We start from the raw sequence: 19,676 nt of genomic DNA, 5'->3' as shown, positions 1-19,676 counted from the left end.
CGGCTGCCGGGACGCCGGCCTTCCGGTCCGCCTCGTCGGCCGCTGCGGCCGTCTCCGCGTCGTCGCCCACGCTGATGCTGGTCGCGCCGGCGTACGCGTCGCGGTCCAGGATCTTCTCCTTGGCGGAGACCAGGATCGGGACGACGACCTGGCCGGCCACGTTGGTGGCGGTACGCATCATGTCCAGGATCGGGTCGATGGCCATGAGCAGACCGACACCGGCCAGCGGCAGGCCGAGCGTGGAGAGGGTCAGGGTCAGCATGACCGTGGCGCCGGTGAGGCCGGCGGTCGCGGCCGAGCCGATGACCGAGACGAAGACGATCAGCACGTAGTCGGCGATGCCGAGGTGCACGTCGAAGATCTGCGCGATGAAGATCGCGGCGAGCGCCGGGTAGATGGAGGCGCAGCCGTCCATCTTGGTGGTCGAGCCGAAGGGCACGGCGAAGGACGCGTACTCCTTCGGGACGCCGAGGCGCTCGGTGACCTTCTGGGTGACCGGCATGGTGCCGACCGAGGAGCGGGAGACGAAGGCCAGCTGGATCGCGGGCCAGGCGCCGCGGAAGAACTGCAGCGGGTTGACCTTGCCGACCAGGGACAGCAGCAGCGGGTAGACGCCAAACATCACCAGCGCGCAGCCGACGTAGATGTCGACGGTGAAGGTCGCGTACTTGCCGATGAGGTTCCAGCCGTACGTGGCGATCGCGTTGCCGATCAGGCCCAGCGTGCCCAGCGGGGCGAGCCGGATGACCCACCACAGGGCCTTCTGCAGCAGCTCCAGCGCGGAGCGGCTGAGCCGCAGGACCGGCTCGGCCTTCTCGCCCAGCTGGAGCGCGGCGATGCCGACGACGGCCGCCATGAAGACGATCTGCAGCACCTGCAGCTCGGTGAAGGGCGTGATGATGTCGGTCGGGATGATCCCGGTCAGGAAGTCGAGCCAGGTACCGGCGTGGTCGGGCTTGGAGCCGTCGGCCGGGGTCAGGCCCGTGCCGGAGCCGGGGTTGGTGATCAGGCCGATCGCCAGGCCGATGGCCACCGCGATGAGCGAGGTGACCATGAACCACAGCAGGGTGCGGGTGGCGAGCCGGGCGGCGTTGTTGACCTGCCGCAGGTTGGTGATCGACACCACGATGGCGAAGAAGACCAGCGGCGCGACGGCCAGCTTCAGCAGCTGGACGAAGAGCTCACCGATCTTGCCGAGGGTGGTGACCAGCCAGCCGACGTCGCCGCTCTTGGCGATCCAGCCGAGGAGCACACCGAGGACGAGACCCAGCAGGATCTGCGCCCAGAAGGGGACCTTCGGTATGCGTGAGGTCTTGGGGGAGGTCTCGGAAGACGTGGACAACGGGCACACTCCGGGTGCGTGCAGGCTTCGGGAAGAGGGCGTGAGGCGCCAGGAGGTCCGGTTGCTGGATCTCCGGCCGCTGCGCGGACGTCGCGGTGACGTCAGCGGCGGCAACAGGCCGCGGACAGACAGCGGCAAAGATCGACGTGCAGGCGCGCCACGAGCCTGCGGCTCATGGGGAACGGGTGCGCTACTGCTGTCTTCATGTCCGATACGTTAACACTTGAACTTTGGGGTACTCAAAGAAAATCTTTGGCCTGCTCCGGCGCCGGGCCGGACGTCACAGCACAACGCCCGCCGGTGGAGCGGAAACTCCACGGGCGGGCGGAAAAGCGGCGTGAGGCGTGTCACATGCCAACAGGCAGGTGTCGCACGCCGTCGGGGCGGCGGCGCGGCGTGCTCAGACGCCGTCCTCCTGGCTGCGGTTGGCGGCGAGCCGGGCCTTCTGGCGGTCGACCCGCGCCACGATCTGCTGGGACATCGCGTCCCGCTGCTTGCGCAGCAGCACGAAGCTGAGCGGCGCGGAGATCACGATGGCGAGCAGCAGCATCCAGACGGTGTTCGAGGCGCCCACGGCCAGCGGGATGACGTGGAGGTACGCGAGGACCCAGACGACCGCGAAGCAGACGACGAACAGGCCAACGCGGGAAGCGGTGTACAGGAGTGCGGCGTGCTTCTGGCTGCTCACGGTCGGACCTTCTTCTCAACGACAACCGAAAGGGTCTGCATCCAGTCAAGCACAGCACCCTGTGTGATCTTGGCCGCCCCCGGCACCGGCGGTCCGGGCCGCCCCGCGGGCGGCATCAGGCCACCTCGGACCACATCGTGATGTCGTCGCGGTAGTCGTCGTCGGCGACCTTGATGGCGTCGGGTACCCGGCCGACCTCCTTGAACCCGCAGGAGGCGTAGAAGCGGTCCGCGCCGGTGCCGCCGCGGCAGGTGAGCCGGATGCCCCGTATCCCCTCGGTGGCGCGCGCGGCGTCCCCGACCGCGGCCATCAGCTCGCGGCCCACGCCCCGCCCCTGCAGGGACGGGTGGACCATCACGCTGTAGACCCACAGCCAGTGCCGCATCAGGCGGTGGGTGTTGGCGTACAGGAACGCCGTGGCCAGCGGGGCGCCCGCCGCGTCCCGGCCGACGATCAGCCGGGCCCGGCCCTCGGCCATCGCCGCCAGGTGCTTCACCAGCTCGGGGCGGATGTCCTCGCGGGTCACGGGCGGCACGAATCCGACCGCGCCGCCGGCGTTGGAGACGTCCGCCCACAGGGTGCAGATGCCGTCGCGCAGCTCCGGAGTGACGGAAGGGTCCAGATCGAAGCGGATGCTCATGTTCTGGACCCTAATCGTCACCTCTGACAACGCGGAGCGCGCCCGGTCACACGCGTACCGGGCGCTGCGTCACACCCGCATCGGCTGGGGCTCGTCGCGGCGGTGCGCGTCCGGACCCGGGTACTCCTTGATGATCTCGTACCGGGTGTTGCGCTCGACCGGCCGGAAGCCCGCGTCCCGGATGAGCTCCAGCAGGTCCTCACGGGTGAGCTTGTTCGGCGTGCCGTAGTTGTCGGCGTCGTGGGTGATCTTGTACTCGACGACCGAGCCGTCCATGTCGTCAGCGCCGTGCTGCAGCGCCAGCTGCGTCGTCTGCAGGCCGTGCATGACCCAGAAGCACTTCACGTGCGGCACGTTGTCGAAGAGCAGCCGGGAGACGGCGAAGGTCTTCAGCGCCTCGGCGCCGGTGGCCATCGTGGTCCGCGCCTGGAGCTTGTTGCGGATCTTGCCGTCCTTCATGTCCACGAAGTCGTGCTGGTACCGCAGCGGGATGAAGACCTGGAAGCCGCCGGTCTCGTCCTGCAGTTCGCGCAGCCGCAGCACGTGGTCGACGCGGTGGCGCGGCTCCTCGATGTGCCCGTACAGCATCGTGGAGGGCGTCTTGAGGCCCTTCTGGTGCGCCAGGCGGTGGATCCGCGACCAGTCCTCCCAGTGGGTGCGGTGGTCGACGATGTGCTGGCGGACCTCCCAGTCGAAGATCTCCGCGCCGCCGCCGGTCAGCGACTCCAGGCCGGCGTCGATCAGTTCGTCGAGGATCTCGGAGGCGTCCATGCCCGAGATGGTCTCGAAGTGGTGGATCTCGGTCGCCGTGAAGGCCTTCAGGCCGACGTTCGGCAGCGCTTCCTTGAGGGCCTTCAGGGAGCGGGGGTAGTAGCGCCAGGGCAGGTTCGGGTGCAGGCCGTTGACGATGTGCAGCTCGGTGAGGTTCTCGTTCTCCATGGCCTTGGCCAGGCGGACGGCCTCCTCGATGCGCATCGTGTAGGCGTCCTTCTCACCGGGCTTGCGCTGGAAGGAGCAGTACGCGCAGGAGGCGGTGCACACGTTCGTCATGTTGAGGTGACGGTTGACGTTGAAGTGCACCACGTCGCCGTTCTTGCGGGTGCGCACCTCGTGCGCGAGGCCGCCGAGCCACGCCAGGTCATCCGACTCGTAGAGGGCGATGCCGTCCTCACGGGTCAGCCGCTCACCGGCGTGGACCTTCTCCTCCAGCTCGCGCTTGAGCCCAGCGTCCATTCCGGTCCGCCTCCATGTTTCTGCCGAATACAAGCTTTGTCGACCTTACTCCCCCGGTTTCCGGCCGCTCGGCGCCCCCGTGCCGGGCCGGCCGGCGGCCGTCACTCCTCCTCGGGCAGCTCCCCGACGCGGTTCTCCCACTTCGTGGAGAGCACGACGGTGGTGCGCGTACGGGACACGCCCTTGGTACCGGAGAGCCGGCGGATGGTCCGCTCCAGGCCGTCCACGTCGCTCACCCGGACCTTGAGCATGTAGGAGTCGTCGCCGGCGATGAACCAGCAGTCCTCGATCTCGGCGAGGTCACGCAGCCGGTGGGCGACGTCCTCGTGGTCGGTGGCGTCCGTCAGCGAGATGCCGACCAGGGCCGTGACGCCCAGGCCCAGCGAGGCGGCGTCGACGGTGGCGCGATAGCCGGTGATCACGCCGGCCGACTCCAGCCGGTTGATGCGGTCCGTGACGCTGGGGCCGGAGAGACCCACGAGCCGGCCGAGCTCCGCGTAGGAGGCCCTGCCGTTCTCGCGCAGTGCCTGGATGAGCTGCCTGTCCACCGCGTCCATTGCGTCCCCGACCTTTCAATCTTTCCGCACTGCCATTACTGATTAGAGAATCTAAGGCATGCAGGGCGATTTGGCCTGCAATCCCAGGTAAAATCACAAATTGATCATTGAGCTCTGTCGGCCTCGCCGCCGGTCGCGGTACCGCCGTCCCGACCGCTCCGGCGCGCCGCGCCGCCCAGCTCGCCCTCCCAGCGCCGGTACAGACCGTGCGGCACCCCGGCGGCGTCCAGCGCCCGGCCGGCCACGAAGTCCACCAGGTCCTGGATGTGCGTCGCCCCGGCGTAGAACGCGGGCGAGGCCGGCAGCACCACGGCGCCCGCCTCGTCCAGCGCGACCAGGTGCTTGAGGGTCTGCCCGTTCAGCGGCGTCTCGCGCACCGCGACCACCAGCGGCCTGCGCTCCTTCAGCGTCACGCTCGCCGTCCGCTGCAGCAGGTCCTTGGACAGCCCCAGCGCCACCCCGGCCACGCACGCCGTGCTCGCCGGCACGATCAGCATGCCCCTGGCCGGATACGAGCCCGACGACGGGCCCGCCGCCAGGTCACCGGCCGGCCAGTGCCGCACGTCCGCCAGATCCGCCTCGGAGACCGGAAAGGTGTCCGGCTTCCCGTCCGCACCGCGCGCCAGCCACTCGCGCAGGTCCGTGCGCCAGTGCGCGTCCCGGAAGGAGATGCCCGTCTCGTCCAGCAGCGTCAGCCGCGCCGCCCGGCTCACCACCAGGTCCACGGCCTCGCCCGCGGCCAGCAGCCCGCGCAGCACGGACGCGGCGTACGGGGTGCCGGACGCGCCGGAGATCCCGACGATCCACGGCCTGCGGCGGTCCGGGCCGGCGTGCTGACTGGTGACGTTGTGCGGCGGCTCCACGGCACCGAGCCTATCCGGCGGAACCAGAAGCACCGTCACAGCCGTTGTTGCTTGTGAGCTCGTGCGGCCACCCCGGCCGCACGCATCCGGCGACGCCCGGTGCCCGGACGGAGGAGGGCCGACATGGGAGCACGCGCCAAGCCCGCCGCGCTGCTGGTGCTGGCCTGGGTCGGAGTGCTGTGGATCCTGGAGGCGGTGGACGCCGCCAGCGGCCATGCGCTGGACAGCTTCGGCATCCGGCCGCGCGAGCTGAGCGAGCTGATCGACGTGATTCCGGCGACCGCCGTCCATTTCGGCTTCGCCCACCTGATGGCCAACACCCTCCCGCTGCTCGTGCTCGGCTTCCTGGCAGCACTCCGCGCCGGGGTCCGCAGACTGGCCGGAGTCGTGCTGCTCATCGCCGTCGTCAGCGGCCTGGGCGTCTGGCTGATATCCCCGCCGGGGAGCAATACCGCGGGCGTCTCCGGCGTGATCTTCGGACTCTTCGGCTACCTCGTCGTGCGCGGCTTCATCGAGCGCAAGGCCCTGGACATCGCCCTCGGCCTGCTCGTCGCGGTGCTCTACGGCTCGATCCTGTGGGGCGCGCTCCCGGCCGCCGACGGCATCAGCTGGCAGGCGCACTTCTTCGGACTGGCCGGCGGGGTGCTGGCCGCGTTCGTCTTCCGGGTGCGGACTCCGGCCCTCCGCTCCGCCGGCCGTGTCCCGTAGTCTCGCTGCACGCGCATGCGCCGGTGCCACGGCGCGCGCATCTGTGTCCAGCGCCTCGGCGCGAGTAGTTACGTCATCGGGGGAGATCAGCCCGTGGTCGAGTTCGACAAGTCAGCATCCGAGCCGCCGTCCGAGGGACAGCCGCCCCAGCAGCCGAACGCGCAGCAGCCGCAGCAGCCGCAGCAGCCGAACGCGCAGCAGCCCCATGCCCCGCAGCAGCCGCAGGGCGGCGCTCCGGGCGGCGCTCCCGGGTACGGCCAGCCGTACGGCGCCGCACCCGGCGGACAGCAGTACGGCGGGGCGCCGGGCGGCCAGCAGTACGGCGCACCCGGCGGCCCGCAGTACGGCGCGTACGTCCCCGGCGTCGGCCAGCAGCAGCCGTACGGCGCACCCGGCACCCCCGGCGGCCCCGGCTGGGGCGGCCAGCCCGGATACGGCCACCCGCAGCCCCGCCCCTCGACCTCCCCGGCGATGTGGGCGCACCTCGGCGCCGTGCTCACCGTCTTCGTCGGCACGGGCATGTGCTGCATCGGCATGGTCTGCGGCTGGATCGCCCCGCTCGCCATCCGCAACAACGCGCAGAACGAGCAGGACCCCTACGTCCGCCACCACGCGGCCCAGGGGATGAACTACGGCATCACCCAGGCGATCATGGCGGTCATCACCGCCGTGCTGTACTTCGCCGTGGCGATCGGTGCCGGCGTGACCGCGGACACCGGCACGGGCGACCCCGGCATGGTCTTCCTCGTCCCGCTGATCGTCTACCTGGTCCTCTTCGGCGCGTACTGGATCACCGCGCTGGTCTTCGGCATCATCGGCACGGTCCGGGCCAACAGCGGGGTCATGTGGAGCTACCCCAAGCTCGTGGCCTGGCGTTTCGTCAAGAACTGAGGCCGCACGCCCCGAGGCGGCCCGGCGGACGGCTTCCGCACGCGGACGCCGTCGTGCCGAGGGCCCGCACACGGACGGCGAAGGGGCCGGTACCCGCCCGGGTACCGGCCCCTCGTCCGTGCTCCGCCGCCGTCAGACGCCGAGCCCGCGCACCAGCAGGTCCAGCAGCGCACAGACGAACAGCGCGATCCCGATGAAGCCGTTGACCTGGAAGAACGCCCGGTTCAGCCGGGAGAGGTCGTGCGGCCGGACGATCGAGTGCTCGTACAGGAACGCGCCCGCGACGATCACCAGGCCGACCCAGAAGAAGACCCCGGCACCGGTGGCCAGCGCGAACCACACGAACAGCGCCGTGGTGACCGTGTGGCAGACGCGCGCGCCCCGAATGGCGGCCGGGATGCCGAAGCGGGCCGGCACGGACTTCACGCCGACCTCGCGGTCGGTCTCGACGTCCTGGCAGGCGTAGATCAGGTCGAAGCCGCCGATCCAGATGCCCACCGCGAGGCCGAGGATCACCGCCTCCCAGGACCACTCGCCGGTGATCGCCAGCCAGCCGCCGACCGGGCCCATGGCCTGGGCGAGACCGAGGATGGCCTGCGGGAAGTTGGTGAACCGCTTGCCGTACGGATAGACCACCATCGGGATCACCGCGACGGGGGCCAGCGCCAGGCACAGCGGGTTGAGCAGCGCGGCGGCGGCGAGGAAGACGACGAGCGCGACCAGCGCGCCGGTCCAGGCGTGCTTCACCGACATCGCGCCGGTGACCAGCTCGCGGTGGGCGGTGCGCGGATTGCGGGCGTCGATCTCGCGGTCGATGATCCGGTTCGCGGCCATCGCGAAGGTGCGCAGGCCCACCATCGCGACGGTGACGAGCAGCAGCTCCCACCAGTGGACGCGCCCGTCCACCCGGAACATCGCGGTCAGCGCGGCGATGTACGCGAAGGGCAGCGCGAACACCGAGTGCTCGATCATGACGAGTCGCAGGAAGGCCTTGGTACGGCCCGGCTGCGGAATGGCCGCTGAGGCGCTGCTCACAGGCCGTACTCCTTCCATCGGCGGGTCACCTTGTCCGCGGTCGCGGGGTCCGAGGCGACCATCTCCGGCCAGCCGCCGTCCCGCGTGTACCCCTCCCCGGGCCACTTCGCGGTCGCGTCGATACCGGCCTTGCCGCCCCAGAACTGCTGGTAGGAGGCGTGGTCCAGATGGTCGACCGGACCCTCGACGACGGTCAGGTCGCGGGCGTAGTCGGTGTTGCCTAGCGCCCGCCAGGCGACCTCGTGGTAGTTGTGCACGTCGCAGTCGGCGTCCACCACCACGATCAGCTTGGTCAGGGACATCATGTGTGCGCCCCAGATGGCGTGCATCACCTTCTGGGCGTGTTTGGGGTACTTCTTGTCGATCGAGACGATCGCGCAGTTGTGGAAGCCCCCGGACTCCGGCAGGTGGTAGTCCACGATGTCCGGAATGATGATCTTGAGCAGCGGGAGGAAGAACCGCTCCGTGGCCCGGCCCAGCGGCCCGTCCTCCGTCGGCGGCCGGCCGACCACGATCGACTGGAGCAGCGGACGCTTGCGCATCGTGACGCAGTCGATGGTCAGCGCAGGGAAGTCCTCCTGCGGCGTGTAGAAGCCGGTGTGGTCCCCGAAGGGGCCCTCGGGCCGCATCTCGCCCGGCTCCAGCCAGCCCTCCAGGACCACCTCGGCGTTGGCCGGGACCTGGAGCGGCACGGTCTTGCAGTCGACCATCTCGATCCGCTTGCCCTGCAGGAAACCGGCGAAGAGGTACTCGTCGATGTCGCCGGGGAGCGGCGCCGTCGAGGCGTACGTCACGGCCGGCGGGCAGCCGAAGGCGATGGCGACCGGCAGCTTCTCGCCGCGCTTGGCGGCGACCTGGTAGTGGTTCCGGCTGTCCTTGTGGATCTGCCAGTGCATGCCGATCGTGCGCTTGTCGTGGCGCTGCAGGCGGTACAGCCCGAGGTTGCGGACGCCGGTCCCGGGGTCCTTGGTGTGGGTCAGGCCCAGGTTGAAGAACGAGCCGCCGTCCTCGGGCCAGGTGAACAGCGCCGGCAGCCGGTCCAGGTCCACCTCGTCGCCCTTGAGGACGACCTCCTGCACCGGCGCGTCGTCGCCCTTCACCTTGCGCGGCGGGACGTGCGTCATGTTCGCGAGCTTGCCGAACGCCTCACGGATGCCGACGAAGCCCTGCGGCAGCTCGGGCTTGAGCAGGCCGCCGATCCGGTCGCTGATCTCGTCGTACGACGAGAGGCCCAGCGCCTTGAGCAGGCGGCGGTCGGTGCCGTAGACGTTCATGGCCAGCGGCATCGCCGAGCCCTTGACGTTCTCGAAGAGGAGCGCCGGGCCGCCGGCCTTCTGCACGCGGTCGACGATCTCCCCGACCTCCAGATGCGGATCGACCTCGGCCTTGATGCGCTTGAGGTCGCCTTCGCGGTCGAGCGCGCGCAGGAACGAGCGAAGATCGTCATAAGCCATGCATCCCAGTATCCGGTACGCACTACCCTGGACTGGTCACTGGGGCCGCGCTCACCGGCCCGCCCGGCCACTCCCAGGGGGAGCGACACATGCTGCGGGTGCTGATGATCCTGGTGCCGCTGGCACTGAGCATCTACGCGTTCATCGACTGCGTCACCACCGATGAGAAGCATGTGCGCCACATGCCGAAGGTGCTCTGGGCGATCCTCGTCCTGCTCTTCCCGCTCGTCGGATCGGTGTCCTGGCTGATCGTCGGCAAGGACCGCGCGGCGCTGGCCGCCGGGGGCGGCGGTGCCGGGCGCGGGCGCGGCGGCTGGGTCGCGCCGGACGACAACCCCGAGTTCCTGCAGTCGCTCTCCGCGCGCGAGCGGGCTCAGCAGCGGGACGCCGACGAGGCGCTGCTCAAGGACTGGGAGGCGGACCTCAAGCGCCGCGAGGAGGAGCTGCGGCGCCGGGAGTCCGGGGAGCCGGAGGCCGGGGAGCGCCGCGAGGGCGGGGAGCGCAAGGAGTCCGGGGAGCGGGACGAATGAGCGGCCCCGGCACGTCCGCGATGCTGGCCACGGCGGTGGCCGAGGCCCGGGCCGGACTCGCCTCGGGCGGCGTCCCGATCGGCGCCGCGCTGTACGGCCCCGACGGCACGCTGCTGGGGCGCGGCCACAACCGCCGGGTGCAGGACGGCGACCCGTCGGTGCACGCCGAGACGGCGGCGTTCCGGGCCGCCGGGCGGCAGCGCTCGTACAAGGGCACGACCATGGTGACCACGCTTTCGCCCTGCTGGTACTGCAGCGGCCTGGTCCGCCAGTTCGGGATCTCCCGGGTGGTGATCGGTGAGGCGGAGACGTTCCACGGCGGCCACGACTGGCTGGCCGAGCACGGCGTGGAGATCGTGGTGCTGGACGATCCGGAGTGCGTGGCGATGATGCGCGGCTTCATCGCCGAGCGGCCCGAGCTGTGGCACGAGGACATCGGCGCGGACTGAGCACCGGTGTCCGGCGGCACCCGGCCGCTCGCGTGACCTTTCTCTGAGCCTCCGTCAGAAAGCGGCGGCCCCGGCCTACGCTGCCCACGATGAGCGTCATCGGTGGACGGCCCCGGCCCGGAGCATGCCCCGGGCACATGACCCGGCGCAGGCTCCTCGGCTCCGCTGCGGGCGCGGTGGCCGGCGGCGCCGCGCTCTCGCTGCTGCCGCCGAGCGTGCGCCGGGCGGTCGCGGCCGGGCCGCCCCGGGGCGGCTCGCTCGACGACATCGAGCACGTCGTGCTGCTGATGCAGGAGAACCGTTCGTTCGACCACTACTTCGGCACGCTGCGCGGCGTGCGCGGCTTCGCCGACCCCGACGCGCTCACCCTCTCCACCGGCCGCTCGGTCTTCCACCAGCCGGACGCGGAGAACCCGGACGGCTACCTGCTCCCGTTCCACCTGGACACGCGCGCCTCCAGCGCCCAGGCCATCCCGTCCACCAGCCACGCCCGGTCCGTGCAGCACGCGTCCTGGAACGGCGGCCGGATGGACCGCTGGCTGCCCGCGCACCGCAGGGCGGACGGCCGGAACGGCCCGTACGTCATGGGCTACTACACCCGTGCCGACATCCCGTTCCACTTCGCGCTCGCCGAGGCGTTCACCGTCTGCGACAGCTACTTCTGCTCCGTCCTGGGACCGACCTGGCCGAACCGGCTGTACTGGATGACCGGCACCATCGACCCCGGCGGCACGCAGGGCGGCCCGGTCGTGCACAACGCCGCGCCCCGGCCGTACCGCTGGACGACGTACGCCGAGCGGCTGCAGGCGGCGGGCGTGAGCTGGCAGGTCTACCAGCAGGACGACGACTACGGCTGCAACCTGCTGGAGCAGTTCCAGACCTTCCGCGACGCCCGGCCCGGCGACGCGCTGTACGAGCGGGGCGTGCGGCCGCGGCCCGCCGGCACCTTCGAGGACGACGCACGCAACGACCGGCTGCCGGCCGTGTCCTGGATCATCCCCACGGCCGCCGAGTCGGAGCACCCGGACTACCTTCCGGCCGCCGGTGCCGACTTCGTCGCGCGCAAGATCGAGGCCATCGCGAGCAACCCGAAGGTGTGGCGGAAGACCGCGTTCATCCTGAACTACGACGAGAACGACGGGCTCTTCGACCACGTACCGCCGCCGGTGCCGCCGGCCGGCACGAAGGACGAGTTCATCGGCGGGCTGCCGATCGGCGGCGGCTTCCGCGTCCCCTGCCTGCTCGTCTCGCCGTGGACGGTGGGCGGCTGGGCCGCCGGCGACCCCTTCGACCACACCTCCGTCCTGCAGTTCCTGGAGCGCTTCACCGGCGTCGAGGAGCCCCACATCACCGACTGGCGCCGCGCCACCTTCGGCGACCTGACCTCGGCGTTCGGCTTCGGCCAGGGCACCCGGCGGCCGCCGCGCCTGCCGCGCGACACCGCCGAGCGGCTGGCCGCGGCCAGGCACGAGGTCGCAACCCTGCCGAAGCCGCCCCTGCCCACCGCCGGCCAGACCCCGCCCCGCCAGGAACCCGGCATCCGCAAACGCCGCTGACCCGGCGGCGGCCCGCCGCTGTCAGTGCCGTGCCCTACTGTTCTGCGCGGCGCGACGAACCGGCCGCGACCAGGGGTTTCCCCTGCCCGCCGCCCGTCCGTACCCCCCATCGCCATCCTCGCGGCCGGGTCTTCCGGCCGTCGGTTCAGCATGCTCGTCAAGAGCTCGTTCAGAGGATGAAGCACTTGCGCACACGAAGACTCGTCAGCGCCCTCGCGCTGACGGCCCTCGCCGGAACCGCCACGCTCTTCGGCCCCGGGTCCGCCGGTCCCGCGTACGCCGACAGCTCCACTCCCCTGCCCGCCGATCACATCACCGACACCGTCGTGGACGGGGTCCACCAACGGGTGTTCATGAGCGCCCCGAACAGCGACAGCGTGCTGGTCGCCGACTACGACGGGAAGCTCGTCGGGCAGATACCGGGCGAGCAGGGCGCGTCCGGGCTCGCGCTCTCCGAGGACTCCGGGACGCTCTACGTCGGCCTGTCCAAGGGCGAGGCGATCGCCGCGATCGACACCGGCTCGCTCACCGAGACCGCGCGCTACGCGACCGGTACGGGCAATCAGCCGTCCACCCCGGTCGTCACCGGCGGCAAGGTCTGGTTCAGCTTCTACGGCTCCAGGGGCGGCGGCATCGGCGCGGTCGACCTCTCGGGCGCCGAGCCGGTCGTCACCACGGACGAGGTCCCGGCGTACGCCTGGTACAACGCCCCGCTACTGGCCGCCTCGCCGGCCGCGCCGGGCACCCTCGTCGCGGGCGAGGTGGGCTCCAGCCCGGCCACCGTGGCCGTGTACGACGTGGCCTCCGGCCACCCGGTGGAGAAGGCCAAGGTCTGGAACCCGGGCGACGGCTCCTCCACCACCTCCAACCTCCGCGACATGGCCGTCGCCGCCGACGGCGAGAACGTGGTCGTGGCCAGCGGCGCGCCGTACAAGCAGCAGGTCTTCAAGCTCTCCGACCTGTCGCCCAACGGCAGCTACCCGACCAACCCGTACCCGAACGCGGTGGCCGTCGCCCCGGACGGCACGGTCGCCGCGGGCATCGACGGGTACTACGAGGACGACATCTACCTCTTCACGCCGGGCGCGGCTTCGGCGTACCGCACGTACGAGGTCAAGGGCACGGCCAACGCGACCCTCGCGACGCGCGGCCTGGAGTGGGCACCGGACGGCAGCCGGCTCTTCGCGATCACCGGCGCCGGCACGGCGCTCCAGCTCAAGGTGCTGACCGAGGCGGCCAAGGCCGACTCGCAGCTCACCGCCGAGGCGCCGGCCACCGCCCCGTCCGGCCCGCCGCTGACCGTCTCCGGCACGCTGACCGCCAAGCTGCCGTACGCCGGGGGAACCTCGGTCGAGGTGACGCGCACCGGCCCGGCAGGTGGCTCGGCCGTCCCGCTGGGCAGCGCGACCGTGGCCGCCGACGGCACCTTCGAGGTGACCGACCGGCCGCGCGGCGAAGGTGAGGTGACGTACACCGTCACCTACGGGGGCGACGCGCGGCACACGTCGGCGACGGCGACCGCCACCGTGCAGCTGACCCGCCGCTGAAATGCGGCCGCGGCGGGCCGGGAAGTGTTCCCGGCCCGCCGCGGCGACGGCTGCTGTCCTCGGGTCAGACCCCGGCGTAGGAGTGCAGGCCGGTGACGAAGATGTTCACGCCGTAGTAGTTGAAGAGGTAGCAGGCGAAGGCGATCAGGGCCAGGTAGGCGGCCTTGCGGCCCTTCCAGCCGGCGGTGGCGCGGGCGTGCAGGTAGCAGGCGTAGGCCACCCACGTGATGAAGGACCAGACCTCCTTGGGGTCCCAGCCCCAGTAGCGGCCCCACGCGGCCTCGGCCCAGATGGCGCCCGCGATGATCGTGAACGTCCACAGCGGGAAGACCGTCGCGTTGATGCGGTACGCGAACTTGTCGAGCGTGGCGGCCGCGGGCAGCCGCTCCAGCACGGACTTGGCGAAGGCGCCCGGCTGCTTGCCCTGCGGGTTGGCGAGCTTCGTCTCGTACCGGTCGCGGAAGAGGTACAGCAGCGTGGCCACCGCGCCCATGTAGAGCACGGCGCCGGAGATGATCGCGCAGCTGACGTGGATCCACAGCCAGTACGAGTGCAGCGCCGGGACCAGCTGGTCACTGGCGGTGTAGAGGACCGAGACGGCGAGGCCGAGGTCGAGCAGGACGGTGGTGACCAGCGGCAGGCCGATCCAGCGCACGTTCTTCTTGGCGACCAGCAGGATCAGGTACACCGCCACCGCGACGGCGGCGAACGTCGTGGAGAACTCGTACATGTTGCCCCACGGCGCGCGCTGCACCGACAGGGCGCGGGTGACCACGCCGCCGACGTGGATCAGCCAGGCCAGCGTGGTCAGCGAGATGGCGATCCGGCCGTACAGGTCGCCCTTCTCGGTGCCGCCGTGCGCGCCGACGCCGTCGGGCACGTCCCGGCTGCCGGCCGCCGAGCGGGTGACGACCTTGGGGCGGTCCAGCACGGCGGTGCCGCCGGCCTGGGCCTTGGACTGCACCGTCACGGCCGGCGCCGCGGTTTTCTCCGCGGTGAGCGCGGCGGCCGTACGGGCCACCTTGCTGCGGCTGCCGAACACCCACTCCGCCATGTGCGCGAGGAACGCCAGGGTGTAGACCGCCATCGCCGAATAGATCAGCACATTGCTGGTGTGGGCCAGGTTCTCGTTGGCCGCGGCCGCGAGGTTCACGCGCGCGCTCCTTCGGAGGGGTCAGCGTTACCGGCGGAGTCGGACGGCTCCGCGGAGTCTTCTGCGTCGGGGGCGGAGTCCTGGGATGCGGACTCCTCGGGCTCTTCGGATGCGGGCTCGGGCGCCTGCGGGGCCTCCGGCTGGAGGGCGTACGCCAGGTCCGCCAGCTCCTCGGGGAGCTTCGCGGACTCGCTGCGGCCGAGGCCCGCGATCTCCACGACGGTGACGCCGTCGGGGCCCGGCTCGGCCCGCACCCACACCCGGCGGCGCTGGATGAACAGCGAGGCGGCCAGGCCCAGCAGCGCGGCGACCGCGCCGCCCAGCGCGAGCTCGTTGCCCGGCTGGTGGGAGATGGTGAAGCTGGCCCACTGCTTGACACCGTCGAAGCGGATGCTGCCGTCACCGTTCGGCAGCTTCATCGTCTGGCCCTGCTCCATCATCTGGGCGAAGGGCGCGCCGTCCTTCTTGTACTGCTTCAGGTTCTTCGTCTCGAGCTGGTAGACGTTCTGCGGCAGGCCGGAGTCCACGCCGAGGTCACCGTGGTACGCGGTGAGGGTCAGCCGGGGATTGTCCAGTGCCGGGAAGACGGAGAACATCGAGCCCGAGCCCTTGCCGCCGAAGGTCGGGACGAAGAAGCCCTGGAAGCCCAGCTGGTTCTTCTTGCCGTCCTTGGTCTTGGCGCCGGGGACCTTCACCACGCCGCTGGAGGTGAAGTTCTTCTGGTCCTGCGGCAGGAAGGGGACCGCGCCCTCGTAGACGACCTTGCCGGTGCCGTCCTTGACGGTGACCTCGGGGGCGTAGCCGTGCGAGAGCAGGTAGACCCGGTCGCCACCGATGTCCAGCGGCTCGTTCACCTTGATCGAGGTCTTGTGCTCCTTGCCGTCGGCACCGCTGAAGTAGGTGACGTCGGCGCGGAAGACGCGCGGGGTGCCGGTCTGCGGTCCGGACCGCTCGTAGGTGGCGACGAACTTGTCGAGCTTGAAGCCGAAGGGCGCCAGGTCGTCGGTGTCGAAGAACGACCCGGACTTGAAGTCGTCGAACTGGGTCAGGCTGTTGGAGAAGCCGTCGCCCTCGGTGATCAGCTTGCCGCCCTCGGACTTCCACAGCTGGCCGACGGCGAAGGCCACCAGCATGACGATCAGCGCGATGTGGAACAGCAGGTTGCCGGCCTCGCGGAGGTAGCCCTTCTCCGAGGCCACGGAGGTGCCCACGATGTGGGTGCGGAAGCGGCGCTTCTTCAGCGTCCGCCGGGCGGCCTCCAGGACCTGCTCGGGCTCGGCGGTGGTGCGCCAGGTGGCGTACGCGGGCAGCCGGGTCAGGCGGCGCGGGGCGCCCGGCGGGCGGCCGCGCAGCTGGCCGACGAACTGCCAGGTGCGCGGGATGATGCAGCCGATCAGCGAGATGAACAGCAGCAGGTAGATCGCGGAGAACCACACCGAGCTGTAGACGTGGAACATCCCGAGCTTGTCGTAGACGGGCCCGAGGATGTCGTGCTGCTTCTTGAACTCGTCGACCTTGACCGGGTTGATGCTGGTCTGCGGGATCAGCGAGCCGGGCACGGCGCCGAGCGAGAGCAGGAAGAGCAGCAGCAGCGCGACCCGCATCGAGGTCAGCTGGCGCCAGAACCAGCGGGCCCAGCCGAGGGGCCCGAGGGAGGGCAGACTGATCTCTTCCTTGGGCGCTGTGGAGAGCTGGGACCCGGCCGCGCCCAGGTCGGGCTCGTGCTCTCGCGTGTCGGTCTTGGCGGTCATCGATCAGATCCCAACGGTGAAGCCTGTGGTCCAGCTCTGCAGTCCGGACATCATGCTGTCCCAGATTCCTGTGACGAGCAGGACGCCGATCACCACGAGCAGCCCGCCACCGGTCCGCATCACCCAGACATAGTGCCGCTTGACCCAGCCGAACGCGCCGAGCGCCTTGCGGAAGGCCAGCGCGACCAGGATGAAGGGCAGGCCGAGGCCGAGGCAGTAGGCGATGGTGAGCAGCGCGCCGCGGCCCGCGCTGGCCTCGTTGAAGGACAGCGCGTTCACGGCGGTCAGGGTGGGGCCCAGGCACGGCGTCCAGCCGACGCCGAAGAGCACGCCGAGCACCGGCGCGCCCACCAGCCCCATCGCGGGCCGCTTGTGCAGCATCCGGAACTCGCGCTGCCCGAAGCGGCCCAGCACGCCCATGAAGGTGAGGCCGAGCAGGATGGTCAGGGCGCCGAGCACCCGGGAGATGACGTCCTTGTAGTCCTGGAGCGTCTGCCCGAAGTACCCGAAGAGGGCGCCGCCGGAGACGAAGACGACGGTGAAGCCGGCGACGAAGAGGGCGGCACCGCCGAGCATCCGGCCGCGCCGGGCGTCTCCGAGGTCGCTGCCGGTGACGCCGGTCACGTACGACATGTAGCCGGGTACGAGCGGCAGCACGCACGGCGAGAAGAAGGACACCAGGCCGCCGAGCAGGGCGACCGGCAGGGCGACCAGCAGCGCTCCGGAGAGCACGGTCTGGTTCGGGGCTGTGCCGGCTGCGGCGAGCACGCTCACGGGATCACTTCTCCGCGATCAGCGGGTCGATCATCTTGCGCAGTTCGCTCTCGCTGAGCGGGGTGAGCGCCCGCGCCGCGATCCGGCCCTTGCGGTCGATCGCGATGGTGGTGGGGATGGCCTGCGGGTTCAGGCTGCCCTTGGGGAAGCGCAGCATGAGCTTGCCCATCGGGTCGTACAGGCTCGGGTAGGGGATGCCGTGCTGTTCCTCGAAGCTCACGGCCTGGGTCTTCTTGGAGTCCCGGGTGTTGATGCCGAGGAACTGCACGCCCTTGTCCTTGGTCTCCTTGGCGACCTTGGCGAAGTTCGGGGCCTCGGCGATGCACGGCGCGCACCACGATCCCCAGATGTTGAGGACGACGACCTTGCCCTTGTAGTCGGCGGCGTCGAGGTGCTTGCCCTTGGTGGACTCGCCCGAGATGTCGGGGGCCTGCTGCCGGTCGGCCGGCTTGACGGTGTCGACGCCGTCCTTGCCCTGGACGAACTTGGTCTGCTCCGAGCCTCCTGAGGTACCGCCCGATCCGCAGGCGCTCAGCAGCACGGCGGCGGCCGCGGCACCGGCGGCCGGCAGGAGCAGGCGGCGGCGGAGGGCGCGGCGGGGGACGCGGCAGGCACTCATGTGAAAAGTTTCGCATGGGCCTTTTGTGGATCTTCCGCACCCCCCTGGTCGGCGTGGTCAGGCCGCGAGGTACCGCCGCCAGCCGCCCGCCGGACGCTCGCCGACCTCCAGCCGCCGCAGCCTGGCGAGCACCTTCGGGTCCTGCACGTCCAGCCAGTCGGTGAACTGCTTGAAGGAGACCAGCCGCACGTCCCGGTGGCCGCTGCCCGCGATGTGCTTGATCGCTTCCTCGACGGCGTCCATGTAGATCCCGCCGTTCCACTCCTCGAAGTGGTTGCCGACGAAGAAGGGGGCGCGGTTGGTCTCGTAGGCCCGCCGGAAGCCGGAGATGTACGCCTCGGTGGCCTGCCGGCGCCAGCCGGGGTAGTGGTGGCGCGGGGCCCGGGTGGAGTTCCGGGACTGGTTCGCGAGCATGTTGTAGTCCATGGAGAGGACCTCGAACGAGTGCCCCGGGAACGGGATCTGCTGGAGCGGGAAGTCCCAGATGCCGTCCTTCTTCACCGGCCAGGTCTGGCGGCCGCCGGGTGAGCTGGCGTCGTACCGCCAGCCCAGTTCGCGCGCGGTGGGCAGCAGGTTGTCCTGGCCGAGCAGGCAGGGGGTGCGGCCGCCGGCCAGCTCCTTCCGGTAGTCGAAGGGCAGCGGCTCGACGTCGGTGAAGCCGGTGTGGGTCCGCCACTTCGTGACGAAGTCCACGGCCTGGTCGATCTCGGAGCGCCACTGCGCGGGGGTCCAGCGGGCGACCGAGCCGGGGCCGGCGCAGAAGTGCCCGTTGAAGTGGGTGCCTATCTCGTGGCCCTCCAGCCAGGCGGCCCGGACGTTGCGCAGCGTCTCCTTGAGGTGCGCGTCGGTGAGGTAGCCGATGTCGGAGGCGCCGACCGGGTTGTTCGGCGGCCGGTAGAGGTGCTTCTTGGCCTCCGGCAGGCAGTACAGGCCGGAGAGGAAGAACGTCATCGACGCGCCGTGGTCCCGGGCGAGCCGGCGGAAGCGGGGGAAGAGTCCGTTGCCGACCTCACCGGCGCCGTCCCAGGAGAAGACGACGAACTGCGGCGGGGTCTGGCCCGGCTCCAGCGGCTCGGGCTTCGGCGGCTGGTGGGGCTGGGGTCCGGTCTCGGCGGTGGAGCCGTCGCCGATCGGCTTCGGCCGGGCCTGTGCGGTGACCTTCCGGCCCGCGCCGTCGCCGGGCCGTGCGGTGCCGCAGCCCGCGAGTCCGATCGCGGCGGCAGCTCCCGCTCCGATGCCCAGCAGGTTCCGCCGACTGATCGCGCTCATACCGTTCCCGTCTGCACTTACCGTGATTCGCCGTACTCAACGCCCGTAAATACGGACATCGGGTAAGAGGGCGGGACGGGTGCCGGGGTTCCGGCGAGATCGCATATATCTACGGCGCTACGGCCGTGAGCGGGGCGGCTCAGGAAACGAAGAGCGCGGCGGCGGTACGCACGGAGGGCCGCGCCCGTCCGTGCGTACCGCCGCCGGGGTCAGGCGCCGGCCGCCTTCGACCGGCCCTTGACGGAGCCCCGGCCGAACCGCGGCTGGGCCCCGGCGCGCAGGTGCTCGGGCACCAGGTCGAGCGCGGGCTCGGAGTAGCCGACCGACACGATGCGGTCGCCCTGGAAGGTGAAGGACGTCAGCGACGCGAGCGTGCACTGCCGCTTGCGCGGGTCGTGCCACAGCCGGCGCCGCTCGGCGAAGCTGCGCACGATCCAGATCGGCAGCTGGTGGCTGACCGCCACCGCCTCGTGGCCGCGTGCCGCGTCCCGGGCCGCGCCGAGCGCCGCCATCATCCGGACGACCTGCTCGATGTACGGCTCGCCCCAGGACGGCCGGAAGGGGTTGGTGAGGTACTTCCAGTTCCCCGGGCGCTTGAGCGCGCCGTCGCCGACGCC

At 70.9% G+C, this 19,676-nt stretch carries 20 protein-coding genes; 6 read left to right on the top strand and 14 right to left on the bottom strand.

All coding sequences use genetic code 11. The annotated features are described in order from the left end of the window. The 6 genes from C3486_RS33025 to C3486_RS33000 all read right to left on the bottom strand — a co-directional run. Nucleotides 1–1,351, bottom strand: a 1,351-nt coding sequence (locus C3486_RS33025; RefSeq protein WP_103836552.1) for a dicarboxylate/amino acid:cation symporter, incomplete at its 3' end; no start/stop codon positions are given. Nucleotides 1,352–1,742: 391 nt separating this feature from the next. Then, the gene (locus C3486_RS33020; RefSeq protein ID WP_103836550.1) at nt 1,743–2,030 is read right to left on the bottom strand and encodes a DUF4229 domain-containing protein; all 288 of its coding nucleotides are present in this window, start codon (nt 2,028–2,030) and stop codon (nt 1,743–1,745) included. A gap of 115 nt (nt 2,031–2,145) precedes the next feature. Continuing rightward, nucleotides 2,146–2,670 (bottom strand): GNAT family N-acetyltransferase, encoded by a 525-nt coding sequence (locus C3486_RS33015; RefSeq protein ID WP_103836549.1) that lies wholly within the window; start codon nt 2,668–2,670, stop codon nt 2,146–2,148. Nucleotides 2,671–2,739: 69 nt separating this feature from the next. Then, a complete protein-coding gene (mqnE, locus tag C3486_RS33010; protein WP_103836548.1) occupies nt 2,740–3,903 on the bottom strand; it encodes an aminofutalosine synthase MqnE in 1,164 nt (387 codons plus the stop codon). 101 nt (nt 3,904–4,004) lie between these two features. Continuing rightward, a complete protein-coding gene (locus C3486_RS33005; protein ID WP_103836547.1) occupies nt 4,005–4,460 on the bottom strand; it encodes an Lrp/AsnC family transcriptional regulator in 456 nt (151 codons plus the stop codon). 104 nt (nt 4,461–4,564) lie between these two features. Next, nucleotides 4,565–5,323 (bottom strand): UbiX family flavin prenyltransferase, encoded by a 759-nt coding sequence (locus tag C3486_RS33000; RefSeq protein WP_103836546.1) that lies wholly within the window; start codon nt 5,321–5,323, stop codon nt 4,565–4,567. Nucleotides 5,324–5,446: 123 nt separating this feature from the next. On the opposite strand from C3486_RS33000, the gene C3486_RS32995 reads away from it, so the two are divergent. Further along, nucleotides 5,447–6,031 carry a rhomboid family intramembrane serine protease gene (locus C3486_RS32995; RefSeq protein WP_103836545.1) on the top strand — a complete coding sequence of 195 codons (585 nt, stop codon included), beginning with the start codon at nt 5,447–5,449 and terminating at the stop codon, nt 6,029–6,031. A gap of 15 nt (nt 6,032–6,046) precedes the next feature. After that, the gene (locus C3486_RS37045) at nt 6,047–6,922 is read left to right on the top strand and encodes a DUF4870 domain-containing protein (RefSeq protein ID WP_146075107.1); all 876 of its coding nucleotides are present in this window, start codon (nt 6,047–6,049) and stop codon (nt 6,920–6,922) included. 132 nt (nt 6,923–7,054) lie between these two features. Here the strand turns inward: C3486_RS37045 and mqnP are convergent, their stop codons facing one another. Next, on the bottom strand, nt 7,055–7,957 hold the full coding sequence (gene mqnP, locus C3486_RS32985) for a menaquinone biosynthesis prenyltransferase MqnP (protein ID WP_103836544.1): 903 nt from the start codon (nt 7,955–7,957) through the stop codon (nt 7,055–7,057). After that, complete coding sequence (locus C3486_RS32980) at nt 7,954–9,411, bottom strand: menaquinone biosynthesis decarboxylase (RefSeq protein ID WP_103836543.1); 1,458 nt, start codon at nt 9,409–9,411, stop codon at nt 7,954–7,956. The genes mqnP and C3486_RS32980 overlap by 4 nt, the downstream gene beginning before the upstream one ends. Before the next feature lie 89 nt (nt 9,412–9,500). Here C3486_RS32980 and C3486_RS32975 point away from each other — a divergent pair, with 89 nt between their 5' ends. The 4 genes from C3486_RS32975 (at nt 9,501) to C3486_RS32960 (ending at nt 13,493) form a co-directional block, all read left to right on the top strand. Continuing rightward, nucleotides 9,501–9,941 (top strand): PLD nuclease N-terminal domain-containing protein, encoded by a 441-nt coding sequence (locus C3486_RS32975; protein ID WP_103836542.1) that lies wholly within the window; start codon nt 9,501–9,503, stop codon nt 9,939–9,941. After that, nucleotides 9,938–10,390 (top strand): nucleoside deaminase, encoded by a 453-nt coding sequence (locus C3486_RS32970; protein WP_103836541.1) that lies wholly within the window; start codon nt 9,938–9,940, stop codon nt 10,388–10,390. The genes C3486_RS32975 and C3486_RS32970 overlap by 4 nt, the downstream gene beginning before the upstream one ends. A gap of 137 nt (nt 10,391–10,527) precedes the next feature. After that, on the top strand, nt 10,528–11,946 hold the full coding sequence (locus C3486_RS32965) for an alkaline phosphatase family protein (protein ID WP_103836540.1): 1,419 nt from the start codon (nt 10,528–10,530) through the stop codon (nt 11,944–11,946). 185 nt (nt 11,947–12,131) lie between these two features. Then, on the top strand, nt 12,132–13,493 hold the full coding sequence (locus C3486_RS32960; protein ID WP_103836539.1) for a hypothetical protein: 1,362 nt from the start codon (nt 12,132–12,134) through the stop codon (nt 13,491–13,493). Nucleotides 13,494–13,557: 64 nt separating this feature from the next. Here the strand turns inward: C3486_RS32960 and ccsB are convergent, their stop codons facing one another. The 6 genes from ccsB to C3486_RS32930 all read right to left on the bottom strand — a co-directional run. Next, nucleotides 13,558–14,646 (bottom strand): c-type cytochrome biogenesis protein CcsB, encoded by a 1,089-nt coding sequence (gene ccsB / locus C3486_RS32955; protein ID WP_103836538.1) that lies wholly within the window; start codon nt 14,644–14,646, stop codon nt 13,558–13,560. Beyond that, nucleotides 14,643–16,397 carry a cytochrome c biogenesis protein ResB gene (locus C3486_RS32950; protein WP_103836537.1) on the bottom strand — a complete coding sequence of 585 codons (1,755 nt, stop codon included), beginning with the start codon at nt 16,395–16,397 and terminating at the stop codon, nt 14,643–14,645. Before C3486_RS32950 ends, ccsB begins: the two co-directional genes overlap by 4 nt. A 3-nt stretch (nt 16,398–16,400) precedes the next feature. Continuing rightward, nucleotides 16,401–17,165, bottom strand: coding sequence for a cytochrome c biogenesis CcdA family protein (locus C3486_RS32945; RefSeq protein ID WP_103836551.1), 765 nt, complete (start codon nt 17,163–17,165; stop codon nt 16,401–16,403). Between the two features lie 10 nt (nt 17,166–17,175). Further along, the gene (locus C3486_RS32940; RefSeq protein WP_103836536.1) at nt 17,176–17,790 is read right to left on the bottom strand and encodes a TlpA disulfide reductase family protein; all 615 of its coding nucleotides are present in this window, start codon (nt 17,788–17,790) and stop codon (nt 17,176–17,178) included. Nucleotides 17,791–17,847: 57 nt separating this feature from the next. Beyond that, nucleotides 17,848–19,059: a hypothetical protein gene (locus tag C3486_RS32935; RefSeq protein ID WP_103836535.1), complete on the bottom strand. Its 1,212-nt coding sequence runs from the start codon at nt 19,057–19,059 to the stop codon at nt 17,848–17,850. Nucleotides 19,060–19,268: 209 nt separating this feature from the next. Beyond that, on the bottom strand, nt 19,269–19,676 hold a 408-nt coding region (locus C3486_RS32930), incomplete at its 5' end, for a histidine phosphatase family protein (RefSeq protein WP_146075106.1).

Source organism: Streptomyces sp. Ru73 (genome assembly GCF_002920575.1).
Taxonomy (GTDB): Bacteria; Actinomycetota; Actinomycetes; order Streptomycetales; family Streptomycetaceae; genus Streptomyces.
This window is presented reverse-complemented; position numbering and strand designations above follow the sequence as displayed.

What these genes read in the sequence shown, in the direction of transcription:
- mqnE (WP_103836548.1), bottom strand. Translation starts at nt 3,903, where the DNA reads ATGGACGCTGGGCTCAAGCGCGAGCTGGAGGAGAAGGTCCACGCCGGT.
- C3486_RS37045 (WP_146075107.1), top strand. Translation starts at nt 6,047, where the DNA reads ATGCGCCGGTGCCACGGCGCGCGCATCTGTGTCCAGCGCCTCGGCGCG.
- C3486_RS32995 (WP_103836545.1), top strand. Translation starts at nt 5,447, where the DNA reads ATGGGAGCACGCGCCAAGCCCGCCGCGCTGCTGGTGCTGGCCTGGGTC.
- C3486_RS32980 (WP_103836543.1), bottom strand. Translation starts at nt 9,411, where the DNA reads ATGGCTTATGACGATCTTCGCTCGTTCCTGCGCGCGCTCGACCGCGAA.
- C3486_RS32940 (WP_103836536.1), bottom strand. Translation starts at nt 17,790, where the DNA reads ATGAGTGCCTGCCGCGTCCCCCGCCGCGCCCTCCGCCGCCGCCTGCTC.
- C3486_RS33015 (WP_103836549.1), bottom strand. Translation starts at nt 2,670, where the DNA reads ATGAGCATCCGCTTCGATCTGGACCCTTCCGTCACTCCGGAGCTGCGC.
- C3486_RS32950 (WP_103836537.1), bottom strand. Translation starts at nt 16,397, where the DNA reads ATGACCGCCAAGACCGACACGCGAGAGCACGAGCCCGACCTGGGCGCG.
- C3486_RS32975 (WP_103836542.1), top strand. Translation starts at nt 9,501, where the DNA reads ATGCTGCGGGTGCTGATGATCCTGGTGCCGCTGGCACTGAGCATCTAC.
- C3486_RS32970 (WP_103836541.1), top strand. Translation starts at nt 9,938, where the DNA reads ATGAGCGGCCCCGGCACGTCCGCGATGCTGGCCACGGCGGTGGCCGAG.
- C3486_RS32965 (WP_103836540.1), top strand. Translation starts at nt 10,528, where the DNA reads ATGACCCGGCGCAGGCTCCTCGGCTCCGCTGCGGGCGCGGTGGCCGGC.
- C3486_RS33005 (WP_103836547.1), bottom strand. Translation starts at nt 4,460, where the DNA reads ATGGACGCGGTGGACAGGCAGCTCATCCAGGCACTGCGCGAGAACGGC.
- C3486_RS32935 (WP_103836535.1), bottom strand. Translation starts at nt 19,059, where the DNA reads ATGAGCGCGATCAGTCGGCGGAACCTGCTGGGCATCGGAGCGGGAGCT.